This window comes from Janthinobacterium sp. NFX145 (assembly GCF_049810325.1).
GTDB lineage: Bacteria > Pseudomonadota > Gammaproteobacteria > Burkholderiales > Burkholderiaceae_D > Janthinobacterium > Janthinobacterium rivuli.
In genome coordinates, this window is record NZ_CP187360.1 from 5,799,576 (window position 1) to 5,825,016 (window position 25,441).

Genomic DNA, 25,441 nt, shown 5'->3' on the forward strand with positions numbered 1-25,441 from the left:
TGTTTCATTCTGTCATTTTGCCGCCGCGGCCGGGCGCGGTTTCGGCGGTAGGACCATGCGCAGCGCATTCTGCACTTCCACCACGCCGGTGGCGTTATTGGCCTTCATGCCGACGCCATTGAGGCGCGAGGCGCCCGTCAGGATATCGACAGGCACGTCCGTTTCCATTCTTTCCTCATCCGGGAACACCGTCAGCGCTTCCGTCCTGACCGTCAGGTTCTGCGCCTTCGGACTGGCCACGCGGTCGATCACGACCTTGCGGTGCAGTTGCAGCCGGGTATTGTCCTGGTCGATATGCGCCAGTTCCGCGTTCATGTTCAACGGCGGCATGCCGGGCGTGAGCTTGCGCACGAAGGGCTGGTCGATATCGGACGAATCGTCGGCCGGATAATGCGTGAGCTTGGTGCCCGACACGATATAGCTGGGTTTGCCCGTCAAATCCATGCGCACCAGGCTGAAATTGGTGATGAAATAATCGGGCTCATCCAAATGTTTGCTGGCCTTGATGTCCTGGCTGTTCTTGTTCATCACTTCGAGCAGCCAAAAGCTGGCCAGCGCGACAACAACCGCGCCCAGCAGGGTAAAAATCGTGCGCCAGCGATGGGCGCCTCCTGGCTTACGCATAGGGTTTCACTCTTTCCAATATCACTGGCGGCAAGGCGCGCCTCACTCCAGGAACGGCGCCATGACGCGCGCATAGTTGTCCTGGGCGCGCAGCAGGAATTCGCAGATCTCGCGCACGGCGCCGCGGCCGCCGCCGGCCTGCGTCACATGGTGCGCCAGGCCCTGCGCTTCCGGGCGTCCGCCCGGCACGCTGACGGCAAAGCCGACGCGCTTCAGGATGGGTGCATCGATGACGTCGTCGCCGATATAGCCGCATTGCTCTTCCGTCAAGCCCGTCAGCGCCAGCAGTTCGCGAAACGGCGTCAGCTTGTCGTGGCCGCCCTGGTGCACATGGGTAATGCCCAGGTCCTGCGCGCGGCGTGCCGTGATGGCCGAGCGGCGCGCGCTGATGATGGCCGTCTGCACGCCCGACTCCTGCAGCAGCTTGATGCCCAGGCCATCATACACATTAAACGTTTTCATCATCTCGCCGTCCGGGCCGAAATGCAGGCTGCCGTCGGTGAGCACGCCGTCGACGTCAAAGATCATCAGTCTGACCTTGGCCGCGCGTGCCAGGTTGTCCGCTACGCTGTCCATCAGATCACCTTCGCTTGCGTCAGATCATGGATATGCAGCGCGCCCACCAGCTTGCCGTCGGCATCGACGACCAGCATCTGGTTGATGCGGAACTGCTCCATCACGGCCACGGCATCGACGGCCAGGCGTTCGGGCGCGATGCTGCGCGGCTGCGCATGCATGACGTCGCGGATCGCCACTTGCGTGAAATCCTGCACGCGCTCGAACATGCGGCGCAAGTCGCCATCCGTAAACACGCCCACGGGGCGGTTGTCCGCGTCGACGACGGCCGTCATGCCCATGCCTTTCTTCGTCATTTCTTCCAGCGCCTGCAGCAAGGAGGCGTCCACGGGCACTTGCGGCACCCGTTCGCCGCTGCGCATGACGTCATGCACATGCGTGAGCAGGCGGCGACCCAGGGCGCCGCCCGGGTGCGAGCGGGCGAAATCTTCTTCCTTGAAGCCGCGCAAGTCGAGCAAGGCCACGGCAAGCGCGTCGCCCAGGGCCAGGGTGACGGTGGTGCTGGCCGTCGGCGCCAGGTTCAGCGGACAGGCTTCTTTTTCAACAGAAACATCCAGGTGCACGTCGGCCAGCTGGGCCAGGCTGGAATTCGGTTTACCCGTCATGGAAATGAGCACGCCGCCCATGCGCTTGACGACGGGCATGATGGCCATCAGTTCCGACGATTCGCCCGAATACGATATGGCAATAAAGGCATCTTCCGAGGTGACCATGCCCAGGTCGCCATGGGCCGCTTCGGCCGGATGCACGAACAGGGCCGGCGTGCCGGTGGAAGCGAGGGTGGCGGCAATCTTGCGCGCGATATGGCCGGATTTGCCGATGCCCGAGACGACGACTCTTCCTTTGCATTGCAGCAACAGCGCCACGGCGCGGCCCACGCTGTCGTCCGTGGCCAGGCGCGCGTGCAGCGCAACGATGGCGTCGGACTCGATCTGCAAGGTGGTGCGGGCCAGCGCGACGGCGCGCTCGGTCGTCGCTTGCATGTCAATTCGATCAAAAGCTTTCAGCATTGTTTTTTCATGGGTTACACTCATGCCCAAAGTATAAACGAATTAGGAAAGCAAAAAACTTGCCAGTCACAACAAACAACGATTTCCATTGACCGTACCGGGCAACCCATGTTTTCCTCGCTTGAACTGACCCTGATGTTACTCGGCAGCGCCGTGCTGGGCGTGGTCGCTTTCAGAATGTTGCATTTGCCGCCCATGCTGGGCTACCTGGCCGTTGGCATCGTCATCGGCCCCCACGCGCTGGGCCTGGCGGCGGAAAACGAGGCCAGCCACACCCTGGCCGAGTTCGGCGTCGTCTTCCTGATGTTTTCCATCGGGCTCGAATTTTCTCTGCCCAAGTTCCTCGCCATGCGGCGCATCGTCTTCGGCCTTGGCATGGCGCAGGTGGTCACCACCATCATCGCCACCGTCGTCTTCGGCTGGCTCGTCGGACATTATCTGTCCGCCTACATCCACCTGAGCTGGCAAGCCGCGTTCGCCCTGGGTGGCGCGCTGGCCATGTCGTCGACGGCCATCGTCTCGAAAATGCTCACGGAGCGGCTGGAACTCGAAAGCGAACACGGCCGCAAGATCATCGGCATCTTGCTGTTCCAGGACCTGGCCGTCGTGCCCCTGCTGATCCTGATTCCCGCCCTCACGCGCGACTCCGACAACCTGGCCGAAACCCTGGCCTGGGCGGGCGGCAAGGCCCTGGTCGTGCTGATCCTGCTGCTGTTCATCGGCCAGAAACTGGTGCGCGGCTGGCTCACCATCGTCGCCAAGCGCCGCTCGCAAGAATTGTTCATGCTCAACCTGCTGTTGATTACCCTCGGTGCGGCGTGGATCACGGAACGGGCCGGGCTGTCGCTGGCCCTGGGCGCGTTTGTTGCCGGCATGCTCATTTCCGAGACAGAATTCAAGCATCAGGTGGAAGAGGATATCAAGCCCTTCCGCGACGTGCTGCTGGGCCTGTTCTTCATCACCGTCGGCATGCTGCTCAACATCCGCGTCGTGCTCGACAACTGGTGGCTCGTCTTGCTGCTGCTGTGCGGCCCCGTGCTGCTGAAATTCGCGCTGATCGCGGGCCTGGCCCGGCTGTTCGGCTCCAGCAACGGCGTGGCCCTGCGCACGGGACTGGGACTGGCGCAGGCTGGCGAGTTCGGCTTCGTGCTGCTGAACCTGGCTGGGGGCATCAAACTGATGGACCCGTTCGTCGTGCAGGTGGTGCTGGCGTCGATGGTGCTGTCGATGCTGGTGGCGCCCTTCCTCATCGCCAAGTCCGACGCCATCGTCATGAAACTGGCGGCCAACGACTGGATGATGCAATCGCTGGCGCTGACCAAGATCGCCACGCGCACCATGGCCTCGCAGAAACACGTGCTGATCGCCGGCTTCGGGCGCAGCGGACAAAGCTTGGCCACCCTGCTGGCGGAAGAAAAGATCGAATACCACGCGCTGGACCTGGACCCGGAGCGGGTGCAGGAAGCGCAGCTGGCCGGCGCCCACGTGTCGTATGGCGACGCGGGCCGGCGCGAAAGCCTGGTGGCGGCCGGTATCTACCGGGCCAGCGCCGTGGTGATCACGTACGCCAACACGCCCTCGGCCTTGAAATTATTGCATTTGCTTAACGAAATGGCGCCGACCTTGCCCGTCATCGTGCGCAGCCACGACGATACCGACCTCGACCAATTGAAGAAGGCGGGCGCGGCCGAAGTGGTGCCGGAATTGATGGAAGGCAGCCTGATGCTCGCTTCGCACGCCTTGATCATGATGGGCGTGCCCCTGCGCCGCGTGGTGCACCGGGTGCAAGCGGCGCGCGAGGAACGTTATGCGTCCCTGCGCGGCTATTTCCACGGTTCCAGCGACGCGGGTGACGATGCCGAGCTGGAGCGCCTGCATACGGTCACCGTCAGCGAAGGCGCGCACTGCGTGGGCTTGCCCCTGAGCACGATCGACGTGGCCGGCTGCGGCGCTGCCGTGACGACCATTCGCCGCGGCCGCGGCCGCCTTGATGTCACGCCCGAGACGCAACTGGCCAGCGGCGACGTGGTGGTGCTGCGCGGCACGGCCGACGCCGTGGCCAAAGCGGAAACGTTACTGTTAAAGTAATTAACCGGGCTGTGCCTGCCAGCTGACGACCTTGTTGCGGCCATCGGCCTTGGCCTGGTACAGGGCCTGGTCGGCATGCGCCACCAGTTGCTGCGCCACCGTTTCGATGGGGAGTAGCGCCGCGTCCGCTTCCAGGCTGGCCACGCCGATCGACACGCTGACCCACGCTTGCGCGCTGCCCGGCAAGTCGAACATGGTGCCGGCGATGCTGGCGCGGATGCGCTCGGCCACGAAGGTCGCGCTGTCGAGGTCGGCGTCGATCAGCAGCACGACGAATTCCTCGCCGCCGAAGCGGCCCAGCGCGTCCGAGCGGCGCAATTCCGTGCGGATGCGCGTCGCCACTTCGCGCAGCACTTCATCGCCGCCCTGGTGGCCGTACGTGTCATTGACCAATTTGAAATGGTCGATGTCGATATACATGCATGAGATGCAATAATTCTGGCGCCGCGCGCGGGCGATTTCTTCCAGCAGGCGGCGGTCGATATAGCGGCGGTTGTAGACGCCCGTCAGGGAATCGGTCAAGCCGATGTATTTGAGCATTTCATTGCTGATCACGTTTTCCAGGCAAATGGCGATGATGGACGCCATGTGCTTGATGAAATCCGTGCCCAGCGCGGGCGTAAAGCGCGTCACGTCGCTGCTGGCCAGGTTCAGGCTGCCAATCAGGCGCTTGTTGCGCAGCAAGGGCACCAGCGCCACGCTGCGCAGCGCATCGATACCCGGAAAACGCGGGCCATGCACGGCCGCATCGAAGGCCCCCAGCAGCGGCATCGGCGGCAAGGCCGCTTCGCCCTCGGCCACGGGCTTTGGTGCGGCAAAACCCAGCTCCGCCACGGCATGCACGAATAGCAACTGCGGAAAGGCGCTGAAATCGACGCCCAGTTTTTCCATCACCAGCACGATATCGTCATCCTCGTCGAGCAGGCTCAAAGTCACGCCGTCGAGGTCGGAAATCACGGGCAAGGTGCGGAAGATGGTGCCGATCAGTTCGGGAAACGTGGACGCGCCGACGATTTCCAGGTCGAACGCCTGGTGGCGGCACATGATGTCGTGGTTGCGCTCGACCTGTTCCAGCAGGAAAGCCATACGCGCCCGCAAGGCCTGGTTTTCGGCTTCGAGGCTGGCAATGCGCGGATCCGGCGGTATTGCTTGATTCATAGAAACCTTAAACCCTTGTGTGCGGGCGCCATGCTTAAAATGCCAGTTCGAAACCGATGTCCTGCCCCACCACGATACGCTCATCGCCGCCTTCGGTGACGATGGCGTTCATGCCGAAGCAGATGGCGCCGTCGAGCTCGGGCTTGGCGCGGTAGCCATGCATGACGTCGAGCGGGTCCGGTCCGGGCACGCCCGTGGCCTGGTCCACCGACGGGATCGGGCAGCGCGAGCACGGCTTGACGGGTTTTAGCACGGTCGCGCCGAATTGCAGGAAGTCGGCGTAGTCTTCCTCGAAGGCGCCGATCTCGCCGATGACGAGGTTGGGGCGGAAACGGTTCATCGGCAAGGCCTCGCGGCCGGCGGCGCGCAGCTTGTCGTTGACGTCATCGAGCGAAGCGGCGCCGGCGATCAGCACCGGGTAGCCATCGGCAAACATGGTCTCGGCAGCAACGCCGTCCGTCCATTTGGTGCTCGTGGCGCGCACCACGTCCGGGTGAAAGCGCACCAGCCGGCACGGCACGCCGATGGCGTTGGAAACCCAGGTGGCCGTGACGTCGTCGCAATCGTATGCGCGCACGCTATCGTCCCACACTTGCACGTCCAGCATCGGTGCCAGTTGCGGATGCGGCAAACCCAGCTCGATTTCCAGGCGCAGCATGCCCGGCGCGCGCAACTCCAGCGTGGTGGCCTTGATGGACGGCACGATCAGCGCCATGCGCGGATGTTCGCGCTGGGTCAGGAAGCGGCCCTGCTCATCGACCACCATCCATTCGCGGTCGAACACGTGCTCGCTCATCAGCCCCGAGCGCGTCAGGACAGCTTCGCGCAAATGGATGCCGGCGCACGATTTGATCGGATACAGGATGATGTCGGACAGGATGGCCATGAACCAGGGACAAGGAACAGTGTTGCTGCTTCTGCCAGGAAGTTATTCAGAAGCGAAGTATGGCAGCAAAGCGGGCAAGCGTAAATCGGCCAGGCTCAGCCAATAAGGCTGGCCCGGCATGACAAGGATCAATACGTGTAGAAAATACGCTGGATTTCTTGCGTGCTATTTGTTTTGGTCAGGGCCAGCATCAGCAGGATGCGGGCTTTTTGCGGGTTCAGGGTGTCGGACACGACACTGTCGAGTTCATCGTCGTTGGCTTCGCCATTGCGCGCCACGATGCCCTGGCCGACACGGCTCGAACGTACGATCAGCACGCCCTTCTGGCGCGCTTCCACCAGGGCCGGCTTCATTTGCGCGGCCACGCTGCCATCGCCCACGCCAGCGTGGATGATGCCTTTGGCGCCAGCGGCAATGAAGGCGTCCATGCCGACACGGTTCATGTTGGCGTAGCCGTAAACGATGTCCACTTGCGGCAGGGCATCGAGCTTGCTGATGTCAAATTCCGATTCCAGGGTATGTTTGCGCGTCGACTGGCGGTAGAAGAAGGCCTTGCTGCCCTGAATGTAGCCAAGCATGCCCAGTTCCGGCGACTTGAAGGTGTCGGTCGTCGAAGTGTTGGTTTTGGTCACTTCGCGCGCGGCGTTGATCTGGTCGTTCAAAGCCACCAGCACGCCCTTGCCCACGGCTTCCTTGCTGCCTGCCAGCATCACGGCGTTGTACAGGTTGATCGGGCCGTCAGCCGAAATGGCCGTCGAGGGACGCATGGCGCCCACCACGACCACCGGTTTATGGCTTTTCACGGTCAGGTTCAGGAAATACGCCGTTTCCTCGATGGTGTCGGTGCCGTGCGTCACGACCACGCCATCGACCTCGTTCGAGGCCAGCAGCACGTTGATGCGCTTGGCCAGGGCCAGCCAGTGGCTATTGCCCATGCTTTCGCTGGCGATCTGGAATACTTGCTCGCCTTTCACATTTGCCACTTTTTTCAATTCCGGCACGGCCGCGATCAGGCGCTCGACGCCCACGGTGGCCGAGGTGTAGCCGACGGTGGTGGTGCTGTCGGCGCCGCTGCCGGCGATGGTGCCGCCCGTGGCCAGAATCACTACATTCGGCAATTTGGCGGCCGCCTGCTGCGCGCGCGCCGGGGAGGCGGCGATAAAGCCCATCAGCATGGTTGCCAGCATCAGCTGTGCACAAGAATGGAATTTGCGTGAAAACATGGTGCTCCCGTGAAGTGTACTGTCAAAAATAACAAAGTCGTGTGCAAATTATATGTCATCCATGCCGGGGAAAATCCCGAATTCATGCGTATCGGGCAAACGTGCGCGCCTTCCCATGCGCTACAGTGGCGCCATGTCCACACTGTTCCCCTTCCGGTCTTGCCTCGTCCTGCCGCTTGTCTTGATGGCATTGAGCGCCTGCTCCACGCAAATCGAACTGCGCACGGCGGCGCAACAGGAACAGTTCGGACGCGAGGCGGCCAGCCGGGGCGACTGGGCGCTAGCCATGCGCAACTACGCGGACGCCGTCGGGAATGTCGAACTGGGCCATGGCGATCCCGCTTGGCAGGCGCGGCTGCACCACGAGGCGGGACGGGCCGCCAGCGCAGCCTGCCGTGACGATGCGGCCGAATTTCATTTCCGCCAGGCCATCGCGCTGGCAAAGCAGACCGGCACATCGAGCGCCCTCAGCTACAAGGCGCTGATCGACCAGTATGAACGCCAAGGCAAGGCGACGGAAGCCTTGGCCGTGCGCAATGAACTGGGCTGGCATCAATCACGGGCGCTGGGTGCGTTGGTCCACCTGGAATCGCTGCCAACGGTGGCCAACCAACCCGGTCATGAGCAGTGCAAAGCATCGCCTACACCAGCGATGAATTAAGGCAATCGACAACTGGGATTGAAAAAAACCACATCGCCGCATGTGCATTTCTTTCTTCTATGACAAGGAATTAAGGGTTAGCTTATTCCTCAGGACCTTACTATAATCATGTTCCCACAACTGACAGACTGCACCAATGCTTCAGAAATTCTCCTCAATTCAGATAATTAGAGCAATTGCAGCGCTGTCCGTCGTGATGTTTCATTCTCATTTTGTCGTCGCTTCCTTCCCGGACCAGTACAAAGTCACTCTTCCATTTATTTATAAATGGGGCTATCTCGGCGTCGATCTTTTTTTTGTCGTAAGTGGCTTCATCATTGCCCATATCGCAAGCAAGGGGAAAATTCAAGCAGCATCTTTTTTAACAAGACGCTTTTTCAGAATTTACCCCCTATACTGGATATTTTGCGGGCTGGCTGTCTACCTGCAAATATGCTACGGTTACAACCTTGGCGGCGGCGAGCTGGGAATTTCGGAAATCATCAAGTCTTTTACCATCTTCCCTCTGGAAAATCATCCACCCTACGCCGTTGGCTGGACACTGGAGCATGAAATAATATTCTATCTCCTGAGTGCGATTGTTTTATATTTTTCCAGTTTTAGAACATTAATCATCATTCTCACCTTGCTTGGCGGAATCGGTCTGGCTTTACCCATCCTGATCAATCATGGCACACTCCCACCTTTCTGGGATTACCATTTGTTATCTCCAACTCACATTAATTTCCTAACAGGAATTTTGATCTATAAAAATCAAGATCGCCTTTTGAAATTCAAATCAGCCGGACCGCTGCTTTCCTCTGCTATTGTATTTTTTCTTTGGGAAAACATGCTGGGCTGGCCGAATGCAAGCTGGAACACCTTGATTAGCACATTGGGAACGAGCATATGCTCAGCTCTGTTAATTATGGCCTTCCTGAATTCGGAGAAATTGAATGCCAACAACAAAGATAGTTTTTGGCACAGCAGATACACAAAGTTCATGATCGCCATTGGCAACGCATCATTCTCGCTCTATCTGGTTCACTGGGTCATTTTCATGGAACTCGGGCGCAACAAATGGAAGATCGAGTTCGAACTGCCGGATCACTGGGCTGAAAGTTATCGGATAGCAATAACAGTCGCCACTGTACTTCTGGCATTTCTCATGTACAAGCTCATAGAAACGCCCTTGATCTCACTCGGTCATTGGATTGCAAAACGCTTGGAAAAATAGGAAGCATGCACCAGCCAATGGAAAGCCGGATACTGGACGAGCAGACCGAATAGAGGGAGAGCAGAACAAGGGATGCAGTCTGCTGCACCTCGCGATGTGGTGGCGCCTGTGCTCGCTATGCCAGGGCACGGCCGCCAACCATTTCACCCCTTAAGGACAGCCTTGTCAGTCCTTGCCATAGGGCTCGGGTTCTTTATAGAGGATGCAGATGGAAACGCGCTCATCGCAGTCGAGCGAAAAGGCATGCTCGCTATGGGAGAAGCTGTCTTTGGCGACCAGATAATAATGACCGCTGGCGGTAAAGAAATCCGCATAGGACGTTTTGTAGGAAAAGAGGCCAGGCTTGTGATGATAGGCCCGCTTATGACGATTGCCTGGATCAAAGTCCAGAATAGCTAGAAATCCACCACTCTTCAATACCCGGTCGGCCTCGGCAACCGCCTTGAGAATTTCCGTCCGATCTACCAGGTACAGGCAAAAACCAAAGTACACCAAATCAATGCTGGCATCGCCGTGCGGAATGTGCGACGCGATAGAGACGTCCAGGTGAACGTTAACATTCGGAAATTTATCCATGCCTTCGCGCACAGCCTCGGAAGAAGGATCGATACCATGGCCCTGCGCAGCAAAAAACTGGCAGAGATCCGCCAGTTTGACGCCGTTGCCACAGCCGATTTCCAGTATATGCCCGATACTCTCACGATGACTGGCCAGGACACGCTTGATCGTTTCGTTCTCGTAGAATAACTTCTGCTGGTTCAAGGTGGATCGATTGCGGTCAAACCAGCGGTCACCCTCTCCCTCCAAAAATATCTGACATTGCGTTTGCGCTAAGGAAGTCATCACCATGGCTAGCCCTTTGAAGTCTTGCTCCTGGCTGCAAGCAGCCAAATCCCAACGATATCGGTTCCTGCAAAATAGCGTGCGACTTCGCATGCACACACTGCAGGCATGGTTTTTTCACAAACATTCAAAAAATAGTAACACCAATCCTGGCACTGCGCGCCTTCTGGCTTTGATTTTTATCAGTTGTGGTGGCAGTATTTTTTGAGCCCAAACCCGGAAGCCGATCTGAGCAAACACCGAGGCCCGAGAACGACAATGCCCCGCACAGGCGGAGCATTGCTCAACAGCAGGTGCAACAAAGCGCCGTTAAAAATCCATGGTGCCCGACAGCATGAAAGTGCGCGGCGCGCCAAGGCCCAGGCTGGTCCATTGCGGTAGCGCCCAGTAGGCCCGGTTGCCGACGTTCGTCACGCTGGCGCGCACGGTCAGGGGCCGGCCCACCGCCTGCGTCGCATAGCGGGCGCCCAGGTCAAACACGGTGCGGCCCGGCACGGACATCGAATTGTCGGCATTGATGTATTGCTTCGATGCCGCCGTCGCATTCGCCGTCAGGGTCACGCCGGGGATGGCGGGCGTATTCCACTCGACGCCGAGCTTGGCTTGCAGCTTGGGTACGCCCGTGGCCTGCTTGCCCTGGTTGGCGCCGCCCACGGTCTTGCTCAATACGGGGTCGACATACGCCACGCCGCCCATCAGGCGCACGTCGCGCAAGGGCGAACCGAAGAAGCCCCAGTCTACGCCGCGGTTGCGCTGTTCGCCGCCAAAGGAAAAGATATTGCTGACGGGGTCGACATAGCTGCCTGGCCGCTTGATTTCATACACGCTGACCGTATGCGCGAACTCGCCCAGGTCGACCTTGACGCCAAGCTCCGCCTGCTTCGACTTGTAGGGCGCAAAGACCTCGCCCGAGTTGGCCGCCGTCAACGGCGCCGTGGCGCCCTGGCTCAAGCCTTCGATATAGTTGCCGTACAGGGAAATCGTCTTGCTGGCCTTGACCAGCAGGGCGACGGCCGGCGTGGTCGCGCCTTCGTCATAGCGCGAGGTGCGCGCGCCCGTCTTGATGTTGAAGTTATCACTGAGCACCTCCTGACGGCGCACGCCCACCGTCAGCTGCACGGTGTCTTGCGCAAAAGAAAGCGTGTCGACCAGGCCGACACTGGCCAGGCGCAATTCCGCCTTGGAAATTTGCGGCGCCTCGAAGCGCGTCGCCGGACCCCAGACGGGGTGGTAGATGTTCGTGATCCAGTCTTTCGCCAAGGTATTGCGGCGTCCGTACTGCTTGTCCGTGTGGTGGTAATACGTGGCGTTGATGGCCCATTGATGGCCGATGTCGCCCGTGCGCAGCTTGCCCCGCAAACCAATTTCCGCCGACTGCTTTTCCACGTCAAAACCCAGGTCGGCAAGATTGGTGCGGTAGTCGCCTGCCGTGTTGAACACCTGGATCAGGTAGGCGCCCGTCGACTGGTAGTCGGCCCGGCTGGCGCCCACGGCCGCATACGCCATCACTTGCTCATTGACGTCCAGCTCGCCGCGCAGCATGGCGCCCTTGTCCTTGGTATCGTAAAACGCCCAGCTGGGATTGAGCAAGGTTTCCGCTTTCGGTGGACGCGGCACGGGCAAGCCGGGGGCCAGGTTGACGCCACGGTTCAAGCCATCGGCGCGGTCCTCGCGCGAAGTGGTCAGGAAAGCGCAATACGGCGACGGAGGGCAAACGCTGTCAGCCCTGCTGCCGGACGGGCTTGAGCAGCCTGAACGCGGCCCGCAGCGAAGGCCGGCAGACGTACAGTGCGGCCGCCAGCAGCACGCCCCACGCCAGCGGAGCAAGCACCCCAAGGCGCTGGGCAAAAAACGCGTGGCCCGCCGCCAGCAGCGACAGCAGGCAGGCGTTCAGGTACAGCGAGCGGCGCGGCAGCGGACGCCAGACGCGCATGCCCAGCTCCGTCTTGACGACAAAATACACGAGGAAACCCAGCAGCTGCGAGACGGCGGCGCCCGTGGCGCCACAGCGCGGCACCAGCACGGCGCCGGCCAGCAAAGTGCCCAGCAAGCCTGCCGCGAAAGCGGCGATGGATAAGGAGGGACGGCGGGCCAGACTGATGCCGACGCCGCTCACTTCCGCCAGCGCATACAACAGCGGCTGGCCCACGGTGGCCACCGCCAGATACGCGACGCCATGATAGTTGGAAGGCAAGACCCATCCGATCAGCCAAGCCAGGGCGCCCGCCAGACAAAAGCCCACCACCACGACGGCTTGCGCATGGCGGCAAATGGCCGCGATATTCGACAGGTCCCCGCCGGCGGCGGCCCATTTGTGTACTTGCGGTATCCAGACAATCGTAAAAATCGACTGCACCAGCCAGGCTCCGGCGGCCACGCGCGTGGCCAGCGCATAAATACCGAGTTCGTCAAAGCCGGCAAAAATGCGCAGCAAGCCCATGCCGGCCGACAACATGGACAGGTAGCCTATGGCGCTCACCAGCAGGGGCGCCGCCTCGGAAAGCAGGCGCCGCAGCAGCACCCGGTCCACGGCGGCGGCCCAGGCTTGCGCCAGCGATACGCGCGCATGCCACAGCAGCCATAGCGTGACCAGCCAGGTGGTTGCCACGACCAGGCTTGCCAGATGCACGAAATTGCGCTGCGGATCCCACCACAGCACAGGCAGCAGCAGCAACAGCGAGATTTTCGGCAAGACCTGCGCCAGGCTGAATACCCACGCGCGCTCCTGCATGCGGAAAAGCTGCGCGATCAGGCGATTGGCCAGGGCGCTCAGCATACCTGCAGCGAACAGGACGGCCAATGCAGGCTGCGCCGCATCGAACAACAGCTGCGCTACCGGCGCGGCAAACACGAGTATCACGGCCAGCGCCACGGGCGCGAGCAGCACGGCCGGCAGCAGGCACGCTTTCAGCAAACCGCTGCGCGCGGTGCTGTAATGGTATTCATGCAGGAAAGCCTTATCCAGCCCCAGCGACAGCAGCAAACCGGCCACCGTGCACGCGGTCATGAAGAAATCCAGCTTGCCGATGTCGGCAGGCGGAAACAGCCAGGCCACGGCAGGCACGGTGGCAAGGCTGCACAGCAGCGACAAGATGGGGCCGGCTGAAAAACCCGCGAGACGGTTCAGGCGCATCGTTCAGCCGGGCCGGACATCTCAGCCATGCCTGTCGTTGGAAAAACGATACGGCACCGTGTCCGAATCGGCCGGCACGCGCCAGTGATCCGGCGCATCATAGCGATACGCATGGTCCACCGCATTGACGAGGATGGCCGGTGTGCCGCAGTAATTCTGCACGCCATGCCAGACACGGGGCGGCACGACGAGCAGGCCGGGACGCCTGGTGCCCAGCTTGAATTCGTTGAGCATGCCAAAGGTGGGCGAATCCGCGCGCGCGTCGTACAGCACCACGCGCATCTGGCCCGCCGCCACGAACAGGCGGTCCGTCGTGATGGCATGCGCATGCCAGGCGCTCAGTCCGCCCGGCTCCAGGGTCGAGGCAAATATCTGGCCGATCTGCGCCGCACCAGGCACCCATTCAGTACGGAAAATTTCAGTCAGGCTGCCGTACGCCGTCAAGACAGGCTTGATTTCCTGAAAGATCACGCCATCGATCAAGGCAGGCGCCGTCGGCTTCCATTCCTTGGTAATGCTTTCGCCATCCTGCTTCGCGCCAGCCAACAACCAGTTATCTTTCTCAGCCACCAGATCTACCCCCAGAAATTTTATAAAAATGCTCTTATGTATTGCCATCGTATTATCTATCGCCGCGGCATGTCCTTCAATCCCCGGCGGCGGCGCAATTCACGTATAAACGTCCCTTTGCGCCAATATTTGAGCCAGAAGCCGGGATGCGGCGGCCACAGTCCCAACATATAACAAAGACGGCGCGACAAGGCTTTCGCGGTCGTCATGGCCGACTGTAGCGGCGCAATCAGCCGCTCACGGCCCACTTTGCCATACAGCATGGTGACAGCTTGCAAAATATTGAGGGGATCTTGCATGTGCGCCCACCAAAACGCATGCTCGCTGTGCTGCCGCTCCAGGTAGGCATTGCTGCGGCTGCCAGACTGTATCAGGATGGCGCCGATGCGGGGATGGGCCAGCATCGGCCGCCCCGCGCGATACACGCGGTGCAGCCACGCTTGCGACGGCCAGCAGCGCACTTCCCATGATGGCTGCCATGGGCCGATCTGCAGGGCCAGCTCACGCCGCATGACCCACAGAGTAGCTGGCACGTCCATCCACGGACGGTACGCTTGCACGCCTTCCGCCAGCGCCCCCACCATGTGATATCCGACCGGCAAAACCACCAGTCCCTGGCCAAAGACCAGGTCGACTCCAGTGCGTTCGAGAAGATCGATACTGCTTTGCAAATGATCGGGCAACCACAGGTCATCGTGGTTCAGGAATGCCAGATAGGTGCCGCGCGCCAGGCTGACGCCGACATTGTTGGGCCCCGTCTGCTCGCCGTAATTGGTTTCCAGATTCACAAAGCGGATACGCGTATCGCCGAACGCGGCGACCACCTCGGCGGTATCGTCGGTACAGCAATCGCCGACGACAATCAGCTCCCAATCCTGCACGGTGCTGGCGAGTAGCGATTGAATCGCATACCCGAGGATATTGCTCCGGTTATACGTGGCCATGACAATGGAAACGAGCGGTTGCTTCTCTGACTGCATGGCAAGCCTTTTCAAATCACGGACAAAAAAATGCCGCCCAGGTTATTGAGCGGCATTTCGCAATGGACTGATACCAGTTGCCGGCATGGGCCAGCAACCGCGTTCGTCAGACGTTGAACAGGAAATTCAGCACGTCGCCATCCTTGACGACGTATTCCTTGCCCTCGGCGCGCATCTTGCCCGCTTCCTTGGCGCCCGCTTCGCCCTTGTAGGCAATGAAGTCGTCATAGGCGATGGTTTGCGCGCGGATGAAGCCGCGTTCGAAGTCGGTGTGAATCACGCCGGCCGCTTGCGGCGCCGTGGCGCCCACGGGAACGGTCCAGGCGCGCACTTCCTTCACGCCTGCCGTGAAGTAGGTTTGCAGGCCCAGCAGCTTGTAGCCGGCGCGGATCAGGCGGTCCAGACCAGGCTCTTCCATGCCCATGTCGGCCAGGAAAGCGCCCTTGTCGGCATCGTCCAGGTCGGCGATTTCCGCTTCCAGCGCGGCGCAGATGGCGACGATGGGCGCGTTTTGCGCTTGCGCGTAGGCCGTCAGCTGGTCCAGCAGCGGGTTGTTCGTGAAGCCCGAATCGGACACGTTGGCCACGAACATGGCCGGCTTGGCCGTGATCAGGCACAGCGGCTTGATCAGTTCCATTTCGTCGGCGTCCAGGCCCATGGCGCGCACGGGTTTCGCATCGTTCAGGTAAGGCATCATGCGTTCCATGATGGCCAGCAGCTTGGCCGCATCCTTGTCGCCCGAGCGGGCTTTCTTGTTTTCGCGGTGGATGGCTTTTTCCACGGTGCCCATGTCGGCCAGCGCCAGTTCGGTCTGGATGACTTCGATATCGTCGAGCGGGTTGATCTTGCCGGCCACGTGGATGACGTTGTCATCTTCGAAGCAGCGCACGACGTTGACGATGGCGTCCGTTTCGCGGATGTGCGACAGGAACTGGTTGCCCAGGCCCTCGCCCTTCGATGCACCGGCCACCAGGCCGGCGATGTCGACGAATTCCACGATGGCGTTGACCATGCGTTCCGGCTTGACGATGGCGGCCAGCGCATCCATGCGCGGATCCGGCACTTCGACGACGCCGACGTTCGGCTCGATGGTGCAGAACGGATAGTTTTCAGCCGGGATGCCGGCTTTCGTCAGTGCATTGAACAGGGTGGACTTGCCGACGTTCGGCAAGCCGACGATACCGCATTGGAGACTCATGGAAAACCTTTAATAATCAAAGCACATGGCGCCGTCTATCGGCGTGCTTGCCGTGCTGTTAGGGAAAACGGGCGATTCTTCGCCCTTTTCCGGGGATAGTGCGTGTGCTGCATTTCAAGGGGTCAATTGTACCCCTGACCGGCGCGCTTCAAAAGCCCGATGATGGGCAAATGACGCCAAAACAGCCGTATCGTGACGCCATCAGGCCCTGTTCTCAGGCCGTATGCAGCTTCATGGTCGCCGCCTCGAACTTGCCCTCGACGATCTGCGGCATCACCTGCAAGGATTTTTCTATCGCCTGCTCGATCAGCTCCTGGTCTTCGCGGCGCGGGCGGTGCAGCACGAAGTCGGCCACCTGCTGCTGCAGGCTCAGGGTACGCGGATGGCCGATGCCCAGGCGCAAGCGCCAGTAATCCTGCGTGCCCAGCGCGGCCGTGATGTCCTTCAAGCCATTATGGCCGCCGGCCGAGCCGCCCTTCTTCAGGCGCGCGATGCCGGGCATCAAGTCGAGCTCGTCGTGCACGACCAGCACTTCATCGGCGGCGATCTTGAAAAAGCGCGCCAGCGCGCCCACGGACTGGCCCGAGCGGTTCATGAACGTCAGCGGTTCGAGCAGCCAGACTTCCTTGCCGCCGATGGAAGTCTTGGCCAGCATGGCGTTGTAGCGCGAATCGCGCTGCAAGCGCGTGCCGGGCAAGCTGTTGGCAAGATTGTCCACCAGCCAGAAGCCGGCATTGTGGCGGGTTTGTTCGTATTCGGGTCCCGGGTTGCCGAGGCCGACGATCAGGCGTATGGGCATGGCTGTGTCTGCAATGTAAAAGAAAGCATTATCGGTGAAAACGGACGGAAAAAAACCCGCGCGGCGAACCTGGCGGGTTTTTCCTTGCGACTACCGCATTGCTGCGGCGGCAGAATTACTTCTTGTCAGCAACAACTTCAGCAGCAGCGGCTTCAGCAGCAACGTGGCCAGCCGGTACCGAAGCGGTAGCGATGGTCAGGTTGGCGCCGTGGGTGACAGCGGTCACGCCAGCTGGCAGGACCAGGTCGCCTACGTGCAGCGAGTGACCAACGTCGATGTTCGACAGGTCAACGTTGATGAATTCTGGCAGTTTGCCTGGCAGGCAAGCGACTTCGATTTCGTTGGCAACGTGGCTGATGGTCGCGCCGTGCAGTTTGACTGCCGGGGAAACGTCAGCGTTGATGAAGTGCAGAGCCACTTTCACGTGGATAGGCTGCGATGCGTCAACGCGCTGGAAGTCAGCGTGCAGAACCAGTTGTTTGTATGCGTGGACTTGGAAGTCGCGCAACAGAACTTGCTGGGAAACGCCGTCGATTTCCAGATCCAGGATCGACGAGTGGAACACTTCTTTTTTCAACGCGTGGTACAGGGCGTTGTGATCCAGCGAGATCAGCACAGGGGCTTCAGCGCCACCGTAGACGATACCAGGGGTTTGGCCGGAAATGCGCAGGCGGCGGCTCGCTCCGGAACCTTGCAATTCGCGTTTAAATGCGATAACTTTCATGTGAAACTCCAAGAAGAACAAGGCTTGCGCCTTGTGTTATGAAGACTCCCGCGACCAGGAATCCTCGAAAATGGGTGCAAAACACCCCGAAAACTAAAACACTGCGGCGCAACAGGCAAAAAGCCGGTCGCGCCGCAGGCATTACGTCTGTTTCTATTATCGAATTAGTCGATAAACAGGGAAATAACCGAATCACCCTTGATGATGCGCTTGAACGTCTCGGCCAGCAGCGGCGCGCACGTCAATTGACGGATCTTGCCGCAGGCCAGGGCCGCTTCGGACAGGGGGATCGTATCGGTCACGACCAGCTCATCGAGTGGCGAGGCCGAAATACGGTCGATCGCCGGGCCCGACAGCACTGCGTGCGTGCAATACGCCACGACTTTTTTCGCGCCGCGCTCTTTGAGCACTTCGGCAGCCTTGGTCAAGGTGCCTGCCGTGTCGACCATGTCATCCATGATCACGCAGTTGCGGCCTTCGACTTCACCGATGATGTTCATCACTTCGGACACGTTCGCTTTTGGACGACGCTTGTCGATGATGGCCAGGTCGCAGCCCAGGCGTTTTGCCAGGGCGCGCGCACGTACCACACCGCCGACGTCAGGCGACACCACCAGCAGGTCCTGGTAGTTTTTCTTTTGCAGGTCACCCAGCAAAATTGGCGAAGCGTAAATATTGTCGACTGGGATATCGAAGAAACCTTGAATCTGGTCAGCGTGCAAGTCCATGATCAGGACGCGCTCGACACCGGCTTCTTCCAGCATGTTCGCCACCACCTTGGCCGAAATCGCCACACGCGCGGAGCGGGGACGACGGTCTTGGCGGGCGTAGCCGAAGTAAGGAATCGCGGCGGTGATGCGGCCAGCGGAAGCACGTTTCAAGGCATCAACCATCAGCATGATTTCCATCAGGCTGTCGTTGGTTGGAGCACAAGTGGATTGCAAAACAAAAACATCCTTGCCGCGCACGTTTTCGTTAATCTCGACCATTACTTCGCCGTCGGAGAATTTCGAAACGTTTGCTTTACCGAGAGGGATGCCGAGGTTTTTTGCGACCCCCTCTGCCAACGCTGGATTCGCGTTGCCGGTAAAAACCATCAGGTTTTCGTAAGCCATGGGAGTCCCAAGAGGTGATATAGAAGTCTTGAAAAGCACTAACCGGGCATAGGCCCGGTCAGTCATTGTTTAGAATATGCCGCGTGGCGACACATCTGCTTTTTCCCGTACTGGACGCTAACTTCGCATCGACAGACTACGGTGAAATGGTGGCAGGGGAAGAAGGATTCGAACCTTCGCATGCTGGAATCAAAATCCAGTGCCTTAACCAGCTTGGCGATTCCCCTACGTTACTGACTGCTTGCCGTCATGTTGGCCAGTATTATACCGACTATTTGACGCTAAGCAAAATCTTTTTTTGCTCTCTACAACATCGTGAGCATCGGGTGGTGATTCAGCGCTTTTGCCTTCCAGGCAATCCAGACTGGTGGCACATTGCTGAGCACCGCATCCGCTTCTTCCTGACTATCAAACGCACTAAACACACAAGCACCGGAACCAGTCATCCTGGCCTCACCGTAAGCACCCAGCCATTCTACCGCATCTGCTACCGGCTTGAAAAGACTGCATGCCACTTGCTGTAAATCATTCTTACCAAACCCGCCCGCATCGTTTCCTTCTGCGAGGTACCTGGAAAAGTCCGCTATTGTGACGGGTTCGGTATTTCTCGTCAAGCCTTCCGCGCAAAAAATTGCGGCGGTCGGCACTTGCACGCCCGGCTCGATCACCACATACCAGCATTCCGGCGTGGCGACGGGCTGCAGGGCTTCGCCCACGCCTTCGGCAAAGGCATTTTCGCCAAAGATGAAAAACGGGATGTCGGCGCCCAGCGGCAAGCCCAGCGCCATCAATTCCTCGCGCGTCAAACCCGCCTGCCACAGGCGGTTCAAGGCCATCAGGGCCGTGGCCGCATCGGACGAACCGCCACCGAGGCCGCCGCCCATGGGTAGCACCTTGTCGATGGCGATATCGACGCCGCGCGGCAAGGCGCCCGTGCGGCGCAACACTTCCGCCTGCAGCAGTGTCGCGGCGCGGATGATCAGGTCCTGCTCTTGCGGCACGCCGGCCAGTTCCGTCACGCGGTGGATCGCCGTGTCGTCGCGCAGCGCGAAGTGCAGGGTGTCGCCATGGTCGAGCAACTGGAACACCGTCTGCAGCAGATGGTAGCCATCGGCGCGGCGACCGTTGACGTGCAGAAATAAATTCAGTTTGGCCGGCGCCGGGCAGTTATTCAGGTTAGTCAACGTCATTGTGCTTGAGCGGATGGGGCGGGATCGAGCACGATGCGCAGCGACACGGCATCGGCCTGGGCGCTGGCATTGCGTTCGGCATCGATACGCCGCGGTTGGGGCAAGGCGCCCGGTGTATTGTCAGACGCATCTTGCCACGACACATAGCGCAGGCGCCAGCCGTCTTTCGTGGTGACGCTGTCGTTGGCCGGCGAAGCGGCGAAACGCTTGCCATCGGCGCCCACGGCATAGCCTTGCAGCCAGTCGCGCAAGCCCGACACGGGCAAGGACCAGCCCAGCATCTGCGCACTCAGGGTATCGACATCGGGCGCGCTGCGCGGCGCCTTGCCGCTTTGCGTCAACACGGCTTGCTGCGGCGTGACGGCGATCGTCGCCAGGGTGCTGCCGACGGGCGAATACAAGGTCACATCCGTGCGCTGCGCCGTCTGCTGCCAGTTGAAATTGACGGTGGCCGATTCAGGCTTGTCATCTTTCTGGTACACGACGTTCAGGCGGCCCGTCAGCTCGACCTGTTCGCGGTAAGCAGCGACGGTTTTACCGGAGGGCGCGGCGCCGGACGAGAATGGGGAAGTCAGGGTCGAACAGGCCGAGAGGGACAGGCAGACGAGTGTGAGGGGGAGGAGTTTTTTTGACATTGGAATTATAAAGAACCAGCAGCGTAAAGCTGGGGTCAGACCCGGCGGGTCTGACCCCTGATTTTAGTCAACATTGCGCTACAAACTGACATTCAAGCGCGCCAGGGTGCTTTTCAGCGCATCGTTTTTCGGGTCCTTGCCTTGCGCTTCGCGCCACAGCTTTTGCGCTTCGGCCTTGTCGCCCTTTTGCCACAAGACTTCGCCCAGGTGGACGGCGATTTCCGGATCGCTGCGCACGGCATAGGCGCGGCGCAGCGCGTTTTCCGCGGCGGCCAGGTTGCCCATGCGGAACTGCACCCAGCCCATGCTGTCCATGATGAAGGGGTCGCCCGGCGCCATCTGCAAGGCTTTTTCGATCAGTGCATGGGCTTCGGGCAGACGGATGCCCCGTTCCGCCAGCGAGTAGCCGAGGGCGTTGTAGGCATGCTGGTTGTCGGGCGCCAGCGCCATCACGCGGCGCAGGCTCGCTTCCATCAGCTCGAGTTTATCCAGGCGCTCGGCCAGCAAGGCGTAGTCGTACAGCAGTTCCGGATTGTCGGGGAAGCGCAGCAAGGCGTTTTCCAGCACCGTGTACGCGCTTTGCACATAGCCGGCGTCGCGCAGGAATTGCGCGTCGACCAGCAGCACCTGCGCCTGGCTTGCCGGATCGTCCGTTTCGATTTCCGTCAGCGCCTTGCGCGCCGCATCGAGATTGCCGCCACGGGCGATCAGCTGGGCGCGGCGCAAGCGCGCCTCGACATAACCGCTTGATGCGCTGTTGTCGACCTTGTCCAGCCAGGCGATGGCGCCGGCCGTGTCGCCGCGCGTCTCGGCGATCTGCGACAGTATCATCAGGGCCTTGAACGGATCGCGCGCGTCGCCAGGAGATTTGTCGAGCACGGCGAGGAAGCGCTTGAAGTACTGCTCCGCGCCCTTGGTGTCTTCCAGCTGCAGCGCCACGATGCCGAGCGCATACAGGCCGCCCAGGTTATCGGGCTGGCTTTTCAGCAGCAGCAGGAACTGGTCGCGCGCCGGCTCCAGCTGTTTTTGTTCGACCAGCAGGCGCGCGTACGCGCCGCGCACTTCGACGGCGTCCGGATTCTTTTGCAGGAAAGCGGCCAGCACCTTGTTTGCCGCCTCCGGCTCGCCCGTCACCTGCGCCAGGGTCAGCACGGCCAGTTCGGAATTCGGCTTGATGGCCAGCGCCTTGTTCGCTTCACGGATGGCGCGCTCACGCTCGCCGAGCGACAGGGCGCCCTGCGCCAGCACCAGGTGCGCTTCGAACATGTCCAGGTAGGGCTGCACCAGGCGCGTAAGCATGGCATACGCAAACAGCTTGTCATTCGAGCGCGACAGGATCTGCTGCATCTGGAACAGGGCCACACCGCGCGCGCCCCCTGGCGCATTGGCCAGGCGCTCGGCAAAAATCGGCTCCGCCTCTTCGATCTTGTCCGTCAACACGACGAAGCCGAGGAAGAACTGGGTTGCCTCATCCGATTCGGGCGCCAGCTCGCGCCACAGACGGATGGCCGCCAGCGCTTCGCTGCCCTGCTTGGCGGCCAGCGCCATTTCGGAAGCACGGCGCGCCAGGCGCGGATCGCGCGTCTGTTGCGCCGCCACCATCATCGTCACGTACGGCCCTTGCCACTGGCCGCTCTTGAATTCCATTTCAGCCTTGGTAAGCTTGTACAGCAAGTCGCTGCTCAATTCGACCTTCGGCAGCCCGTCGCCGCCGGCCCCCTCCTTGGAGGTGTCCGGCTCCTGCGGCGCGGTGGGCGCGGCCGCAGTGGGGCCGGCCGCGGCATCGGCAGGGGCGACAGGCGTCTGTGCCATGGCATGCGTGGCCATCAGGGCGGACAAGGTTACAATGGCGAAAGCGTTTTTCAAAGGCGGATCCTGGCTAAACGGCAAAGTTTGATTCTACGCCCAACGCGGCTATCGCGTACTTCACGTATGTAACGAAATATATATGTCGTGGCGGCGCAGCGTGTCCGGGCCAGCCATCGGCCGGCAACCCGCCTGTTTTTTACCCGGTTTTCCACTATTCGAGCCCTATGCCAGAATTGCCAGAAGTCGAAGTCACACGGCGCGGTGTCGCGCCCCACCTTGAAGGGCGCGCCGTGCGCTCCGTCGTGCTGCGCCGCGACGGCCTGCGCTGGCCCTTCCCCCCTGCCCTGGGCGACCAATTGTCCGGGCAAACCATCGGCCTGACGGCGCGGCGCGGCAAATACCTGCTGATCCACTTTCGCCACGGCACCCTGATCATCCACCTGGGCATGTCCGGTCATTTGCGCGTGCTGCCGCCGGGGACGGAGGCGCAAAAACACGACCATTTCGACCTCGTCGTGGAAGACGCGCAAGGGGGCAGCCAGGTGCTGCGCATGACGGACCCGCGCCGCTTCGGCGCCGTGCTGTGGCACGACGAGGCCGATGGCCCGCTGGACGGCCACGCGCTGCTGCGGGGACTCGGCACGGAACCGCTGGAAGGCGGCTTTACGGGCCAGCTGCTGTTCGAAAAAACGCGCAACAAGGGCACCAACATCAAGCAGGTGCTGATGGCGGGCGACATCGTCGTCGGCGTGGGCAATATCTATTGTTCCGAAAGCCTGTTCCGCGCGGGGATCAACCCGAAGACGCCGGCCCGGCGCATCGGCCTGGCCCGCTATGAGAAACTGGCGCAAGCGATCCGCGACGTGCTGGCCGAAGCCATCGTGCAGGGCGGCAGCACCCTGCGCGACTTCATCGGCGTGAACGGCCAGTCCGGCTACTTCCAGCAGACGTATTTCACGTACAACCGCGCGGGCAAGCCCTGCCGCGTCTGCGGCGCGCCTATCCGCCAGATCGTGCAGGGACAGCGTTCCACGTTTTACTGCGTGAACTGTCAAAAGTAAGTCATGGGTAAAGGGGAGCAGATGGTCAGAGACCTGGAACAATACAGCGCATGGCGGCAGGACGTGCAGGCCGCCTTGCAGGCATACCGGCAAGCCGCCAGCGCGGCGGGCCTGGTCGACGGCGCCTCCGCGCTGCGCCTGGCGCGCTGTGGTTCCCGCCTGCTCGACGACCGTTTATCCGTCGCCTTCGTGGCGGAATTTTCGCGCGGCAAATCCGAGCTGATCAACGCCATCTTTTTTGCCGGCTACGGCCAGCGCATTCTGCCCTCGGGCGCGGGCCGCACCACCATGTGCCCCACCGAACTGCTGTATGACGCGGCCTGGCCGCCATCGATCCGGCTGCTTCCCATCGAGACGCGCGCGCAAAACCTGTCGACCAGCGACTACCGCGACCTGCCCGCCGCCTGGACCGTCCTGCCCCTGAACATCGAGGCGGGCGACGACATGCAGGACGCCATCCGCCAGGTCAGCCTGACGAAAAAAGTCAGCGTCGAGGAAGCGGCACGCTACGGCCTGTACGACGCCGACGATGCGGACGCCCCCGCCATGCTGGACGAGGACGGCCAGGTGGAAATCTCCATGTGGCGCCACGCCATCATCAACTTCCCCCATCCGCTGCTGAAACAGGGCCTCGTCATCCTCGACACGCCAGGCCTGAACGCCATCGGCACGGAACCGGAACTGACACTGAACCTGATCCCGAATGCGCACGCGGTGCTGTTCATTCTGGCGGCCGACACGGGCGTCACACGCAGCGACATCGAGGTATGGCGCAACCATATCGGCGCCGGCGCCGGGCGCCTGGTGGTGCTCAACAAGATCGACAGCATGTGGGACGAATTGCGCGGCGATGCCGAGGTGGCGCAGGCGATCGAACGCCAGCAAGCCAGCGTGGCGCATCTGTTGACGCTGGACGCGAGCCAGGTGTTTCCCGTCTCGGCGCAAAAGGCCCTGGTGGGCAAGATCAACCACGATGCGGCGCTGCTGGAAAAGAGCCGCTTGCAGGCGCTGGAGACGGCCCTGTTCGAGGAGCTGATCCCCGCGCGCAAGGACATCATCCGGCGCCAGCTGGCGTTCGACCTGGACGCCATCGAAGCGGCGCAGCAGGTGCAGGCAGCGGCCCGCGCGCGCGGCATCGCCGAGCAGCTGCACGAGCTGCACAGCCTGCGCGGCAAGAACCAGAGCGTGATCGCGCACATGATGCGGCGCATCGATATCGAGAAGAAGGAATTCGACAGCAGCCTGTTCAAACTGCAGGCCACGCGCGCCGTGTTTACCCGCCTGTCGACGGAGCTGTACACAAGCCTGGGCATGGACATCGTGCGCGACGATATCGACGGCGTGCGCGCCGCCATGCAGCGCAGCCGCTTTTTCACGGGCCTGCGCGAAGCCGTGCGCCAGTATTTCGAGCGCATCGCCAGCAACCTGGACCGCTCGGAAGGCAAGACGGCCGAGATCACGGAAATGATGAACGTGATGTACCGCAAATTCGCCTCCGAGCATGGCCTGGCGCTGGCCTTGCCGATGCCGTTTTCGCTGGCCCGCTACCGCCAGGAGATCGCCGACATCGAAGCCGTCTACCATAAGCAGTTCGGCACGGCGACCCTGCTCACCACCAGCCGCGTCGTGCTGATGGAAAAATTCTTCGACACCATCGCCTCGCGCGTGCGCCGCAGTTTCACCAACGCCAATGACGACGCCAGCGCCTGGCTGAAAGTCATCATGGCACCGCTCGAAGCGCAGATCGTCGAGTACAAGGAACAGCTGAAACTGCGCTTTGCCTCGATCCAGCGCATCCACGACGCGACGGGCAGCCTGGAACAGAAAATCGCCGGCTTCGAAGCGAGCCTGGCGGCGCTCGAACGCGACAAGGCGCAGCTAGCGCAATTGCTCGCTGCCCTGCGCGCCGCCAGCGCAACATAAACAACAGAACACTGGAACC

The 25,441-nt window shown here is 61.1% G+C and carries 22 protein-coding genes, 1 tRNA gene and 1 pseudogene; 5 read left to right on the forward strand and 19 right to left on the reverse strand.

From position 1 onward, the window contains the following. Window positions 1–12: 12 nt before the first annotated feature. From lptC to ACPJXG_RS26015, 3 genes are read right to left on the reverse strand one after another with little or no spacing between them, the layout of a single operon-like run. Entirely contained in the window at window positions 13–624 is a 612-nt protein-coding gene (gene lptC / locus ACPJXG_RS26005) for an LPS export ABC transporter periplasmic protein LptC (protein ID WP_035824112.1), read from the reverse strand. A gap of 42 nt (window positions 625–666) precedes the next feature. After that, entirely contained in the window at window positions 667–1,200 is a 534-nt protein-coding gene (locus tag ACPJXG_RS26010; RefSeq protein ID WP_035824109.1) for a KdsC family phosphatase, read from the reverse strand. Then, window positions 1,200–2,234, reverse strand: a complete 1,035-nt coding sequence (locus tag ACPJXG_RS26015) for a KpsF/GutQ family sugar-phosphate isomerase (protein ID WP_425252755.1) — start codon at window positions 2,232–2,234, stop codon at window positions 1,200–1,202. Before ACPJXG_RS26015 ends, ACPJXG_RS26010 begins: the two co-directional genes overlap by 1 nt. Before the next feature lie 84 nt (window positions 2,235–2,318). Between ACPJXG_RS26015 and ACPJXG_RS26020 the strand changes: the two genes are divergently transcribed. Further along, window positions 2,319–4,298 carry a monovalent cation:proton antiporter family protein gene (locus ACPJXG_RS26020; protein WP_035824107.1) on the forward strand — a complete coding sequence of 660 codons (1,980 nt, stop codon included), beginning with the start codon at window positions 2,319–2,321 and terminating at the stop codon, window positions 4,296–4,298. On the opposite strand, the gene ACPJXG_RS26025 is transcribed toward ACPJXG_RS26020, so the two are convergent. From ACPJXG_RS26025 to ACPJXG_RS26035, 3 genes are all read right to left on the reverse strand, one after another. Further along, window positions 4,299–5,456 carry a GGDEF domain-containing protein gene (locus ACPJXG_RS26025; RefSeq protein WP_099401323.1) on the reverse strand — a complete coding sequence of 386 codons (1,158 nt, stop codon included), beginning with the start codon at window positions 5,454–5,456 and terminating at the stop codon, window positions 4,299–4,301. A gap of 34 nt (window positions 5,457–5,490) precedes the next feature. Then, window positions 5,491–6,342 carry an MOSC domain-containing protein gene (locus tag ACPJXG_RS26030; RefSeq protein WP_425252756.1) on the reverse strand — a complete coding sequence of 284 codons (852 nt, stop codon included), beginning with the start codon at window positions 6,340–6,342 and terminating at the stop codon, window positions 5,491–5,493. Between the two features lie 128 nt (window positions 6,343–6,470). After that, complete coding sequence (locus tag ACPJXG_RS26035; protein WP_176387714.1) at window positions 6,471–7,565, reverse strand: type II asparaginase; 1,095 nt, start codon at window positions 7,563–7,565, stop codon at window positions 6,471–6,473. A 133-nt stretch (window positions 7,566–7,698) separates the two neighbouring features. On the opposite strand from ACPJXG_RS26035, the gene ACPJXG_RS26040 reads away from it, so the two are divergent. Together ACPJXG_RS26040 and ACPJXG_RS26045 are read left to right on the forward strand one after the other, a co-directional pair. Beyond that, window positions 7,699–8,226: a hypothetical protein gene (locus tag ACPJXG_RS26040; RefSeq protein WP_425252757.1), complete on the forward strand. Its 528-nt coding sequence runs from the start codon at window positions 7,699–7,701 to the stop codon at window positions 8,224–8,226. Window positions 8,227–8,362: 136 nt separating this feature from the next. Further along, window positions 8,363–9,442: an acyltransferase family protein gene (locus ACPJXG_RS26045; protein WP_425252758.1), complete on the forward strand. Its 1,080-nt coding sequence runs from the start codon at window positions 8,363–8,365 to the stop codon at window positions 9,440–9,442. A 165-nt stretch (window positions 9,443–9,607) separates the two neighbouring features. On the opposite strand, the gene ACPJXG_RS26050 is transcribed toward ACPJXG_RS26045, so the two are convergent. From ACPJXG_RS26050 to ACPJXG_RS26110, 13 genes and pseudogenes are all read right to left on the reverse strand, one after another. Further along, window positions 9,608–10,291 (reverse strand): class I SAM-dependent methyltransferase, encoded by a 684-nt coding sequence (locus ACPJXG_RS26050; protein ID WP_425252759.1) that lies wholly within the window; start codon window positions 10,289–10,291, stop codon window positions 9,608–9,610. A 303-nt stretch (window positions 10,292–10,594) separates the two neighbouring features. Then, window positions 10,595–11,962, reverse strand: a pseudogene (locus ACPJXG_RS26055) (TonB-dependent receptor); the annotation flags it as partial. A gap of 43 nt (window positions 11,963–12,005) precedes the next feature. Next, window positions 12,006–13,418, reverse strand: coding sequence for a lipopolysaccharide biosynthesis protein (locus ACPJXG_RS26060; RefSeq protein ID WP_425252760.1), 1,413 nt, complete (start codon window positions 13,416–13,418; stop codon window positions 12,006–12,008). Window positions 13,419–13,439: 21 nt separating this feature from the next. Continuing rightward, window positions 13,440–13,988: a dTDP-4-dehydrorhamnose 3,5-epimerase family protein gene (locus ACPJXG_RS26065; RefSeq protein WP_278317585.1), complete on the reverse strand. Its 549-nt coding sequence runs from the start codon at window positions 13,986–13,988 to the stop codon at window positions 13,440–13,442. 56 nt (window positions 13,989–14,044) lie between these two features. Next, window positions 14,045–14,968, reverse strand: a complete 924-nt coding sequence (locus ACPJXG_RS26070) for a glycosyltransferase family 2 protein (RefSeq protein ID WP_425252761.1) — start codon at window positions 14,966–14,968, stop codon at window positions 14,045–14,047. Window positions 14,969–15,074: 106 nt separating this feature from the next. After that, window positions 15,075–16,166: a redox-regulated ATPase YchF gene (ychF, locus tag ACPJXG_RS26075; protein WP_035824073.1), complete on the reverse strand. Its 1,092-nt coding sequence runs from the start codon at window positions 16,164–16,166 to the stop codon at window positions 15,075–15,077. 214 nt (window positions 16,167–16,380) lie between these two features. After that, window positions 16,381–16,965: an aminoacyl-tRNA hydrolase gene (gene pth / locus ACPJXG_RS26080; RefSeq protein WP_076565268.1), complete on the reverse strand. Its 585-nt coding sequence runs from the start codon at window positions 16,963–16,965 to the stop codon at window positions 16,381–16,383. Window positions 16,966–17,080: 115 nt separating this feature from the next. Next, window positions 17,081–17,689: a 50S ribosomal protein L25/general stress protein Ctc gene (locus ACPJXG_RS26085; RefSeq protein WP_035824067.1), complete on the reverse strand. Its 609-nt coding sequence runs from the start codon at window positions 17,687–17,689 to the stop codon at window positions 17,081–17,083. A gap of 164 nt (window positions 17,690–17,853) precedes the next feature. Next, window positions 17,854–18,804 carry a ribose-phosphate pyrophosphokinase gene (locus tag ACPJXG_RS26090; protein ID WP_034753270.1) on the reverse strand — a complete coding sequence of 317 codons (951 nt, stop codon included), beginning with the start codon at window positions 18,802–18,804 and terminating at the stop codon, window positions 17,854–17,856. Window positions 18,805–18,954: 150 nt separating this feature from the next. Next, window positions 18,955–19,031, reverse strand: a tRNA-Gln gene (locus tag ACPJXG_RS26095). Window positions 19,032–19,109: 78 nt separating this feature from the next. Further along, a complete protein-coding gene (gene ispE, locus ACPJXG_RS26100; RefSeq protein WP_425252762.1) occupies window positions 19,110–19,994 on the reverse strand; it encodes a 4-(cytidine 5'-diphospho)-2-C-methyl-D-erythritol kinase in 885 nt (294 codons plus the stop codon). Next, a complete protein-coding gene (locus ACPJXG_RS26105) occupies window positions 19,991–20,629 on the reverse strand; it encodes an outer membrane lipoprotein LolB (protein ID WP_425252763.1) in 639 nt (212 codons plus the stop codon). The genes ispE and ACPJXG_RS26105 overlap by 4 nt, the downstream gene beginning before the upstream one ends. 78 nt (window positions 20,630–20,707) lie before the next feature. Next, window positions 20,708–22,495, reverse strand: coding sequence for a tetratricopeptide repeat protein (locus tag ACPJXG_RS26110; protein ID WP_425252764.1), 1,788 nt, complete (start codon window positions 22,493–22,495; stop codon window positions 20,708–20,710). Between the two features lie 167 nt (window positions 22,496–22,662). Between ACPJXG_RS26110 and mutM the strand changes: the two genes are divergently transcribed. Together mutM and ACPJXG_RS26120 are read left to right on the forward strand one after the other, a co-directional pair. Further along, on the forward strand, window positions 22,663–23,499 hold the full coding sequence (gene mutM, locus ACPJXG_RS26115; RefSeq protein WP_425252765.1) for a bifunctional DNA-formamidopyrimidine glycosylase/DNA-(apurinic or apyrimidinic site) lyase: 837 nt from the start codon (window positions 22,663–22,665) through the stop codon (window positions 23,497–23,499). Window positions 23,500–23,520: 21 nt separating this feature from the next. Further along, window positions 23,521–25,422, forward strand: a complete 1,902-nt coding sequence (locus tag ACPJXG_RS26120; protein WP_099401310.1) for a dynamin family protein — start codon at window positions 23,521–23,523, stop codon at window positions 25,420–25,422. The last annotated feature ends 19 nt before the right edge of the window (window positions 25,423–25,441 follow it).

What these genes read in the sequence shown, in the direction of transcription:
- lptC (WP_035824112.1), bottom strand. Translation starts at nt 624, where the DNA reads ATGCGTAAGCCAGGAGGCGCCCATCGCTGGCGCACGATTTTTACCCTG.
- ACPJXG_RS26010 (WP_035824109.1), bottom strand. Translation starts at nt 1,200, where the DNA reads ATGGACAGCGTAGCGGACAACCTGGCACGCGCGGCCAAGGTCAGACTG.
- ACPJXG_RS26015 (WP_425252755.1), bottom strand. Translation starts at nt 2,234, where the DNA reads ATGAGTGTAACCCATGAAAAAACAATGCTGAAAGCTTTTGATCGAATT.
- ACPJXG_RS26020 (WP_035824107.1), top strand. Translation starts at nt 2,319, where the DNA reads ATGTTTTCCTCGCTTGAACTGACCCTGATGTTACTCGGCAGCGCCGTG.
- ACPJXG_RS26025 (WP_099401323.1), bottom strand. Translation starts at nt 5,456, where the DNA reads ATGAATCAAGCAATACCGCCGGATCCGCGCATTGCCAGCCTCGAAGCC.
- ACPJXG_RS26030 (WP_425252756.1), bottom strand. Translation starts at nt 6,342, where the DNA reads ATGGCCATCCTGTCCGACATCATCCTGTATCCGATCAAATCGTGCGCC.
- ACPJXG_RS26035 (WP_176387714.1), bottom strand. Translation starts at nt 7,565, where the DNA reads ATGTTTTCACGCAAATTCCATTCTTGTGCACAGCTGATGCTGGCAACC.
- ACPJXG_RS26040 (WP_425252757.1), top strand. Translation starts at nt 7,699, where the DNA reads ATGTCCACACTGTTCCCCTTCCGGTCTTGCCTCGTCCTGCCGCTTGTC.
- ACPJXG_RS26045 (WP_425252758.1), top strand. Translation starts at nt 8,363, where the DNA reads ATGCTTCAGAAATTCTCCTCAATTCAGATAATTAGAGCAATTGCAGCG.
- ACPJXG_RS26050 (WP_425252759.1), bottom strand. Translation starts at nt 10,291, where the DNA reads ATGGTGATGACTTCCTTAGCGCAAACGCAATGTCAGATATTTTTGGAG.
- ACPJXG_RS26060 (WP_425252760.1), bottom strand. Translation starts at nt 13,418, where the DNA reads ATGCGCCTGAACCGTCTCGCGGGTTTTTCAGCCGGCCCCATCTTGTCG.
- ACPJXG_RS26070 (WP_425252761.1), bottom strand. Translation starts at nt 14,968, where the DNA reads ATGCAGTCAGAGAAGCAACCGCTCGTTTCCATTGTCATGGCCACGTAT.
- ychF (WP_035824073.1), bottom strand. Translation starts at nt 16,166, where the DNA reads ATGAGTCTCCAATGCGGTATCGTCGGCTTGCCGAACGTCGGCAAGTCC.
- pth (WP_076565268.1), bottom strand. Translation starts at nt 16,965, where the DNA reads ATGCCCATACGCCTGATCGTCGGCCTCGGCAACCCGGGACCCGAATAC.
- ACPJXG_RS26085 (WP_035824067.1), bottom strand. Translation starts at nt 17,689, where the DNA reads ATGAAAGTTATCGCATTTAAACGCGAATTGCAAGGTTCCGGAGCGAGC.
- ACPJXG_RS26090 (WP_034753270.1), bottom strand. Translation starts at nt 18,804, where the DNA reads ATGGCTTACGAAAACCTGATGGTTTTTACCGGCAACGCGAATCCAGCG.
- ispE (WP_425252762.1), bottom strand. Translation starts at nt 19,994, where the DNA reads ATGACGTTGACTAACCTGAATAACTGCCCGGCGCCGGCCAAACTGAAT.
- ACPJXG_RS26105 (WP_425252763.1), bottom strand. Translation starts at nt 20,629, where the DNA reads ATGTCAAAAAAACTCCTCCCCCTCACACTCGTCTGCCTGTCCCTCTCG.
- mutM (WP_425252765.1), top strand. Translation starts at nt 22,663, where the DNA reads ATGCCAGAATTGCCAGAAGTCGAAGTCACACGGCGCGGTGTCGCGCCC.
- ACPJXG_RS26120 (WP_099401310.1), top strand. Translation starts at nt 23,521, where the DNA reads ATGGTCAGAGACCTGGAACAATACAGCGCATGGCGGCAGGACGTGCAG.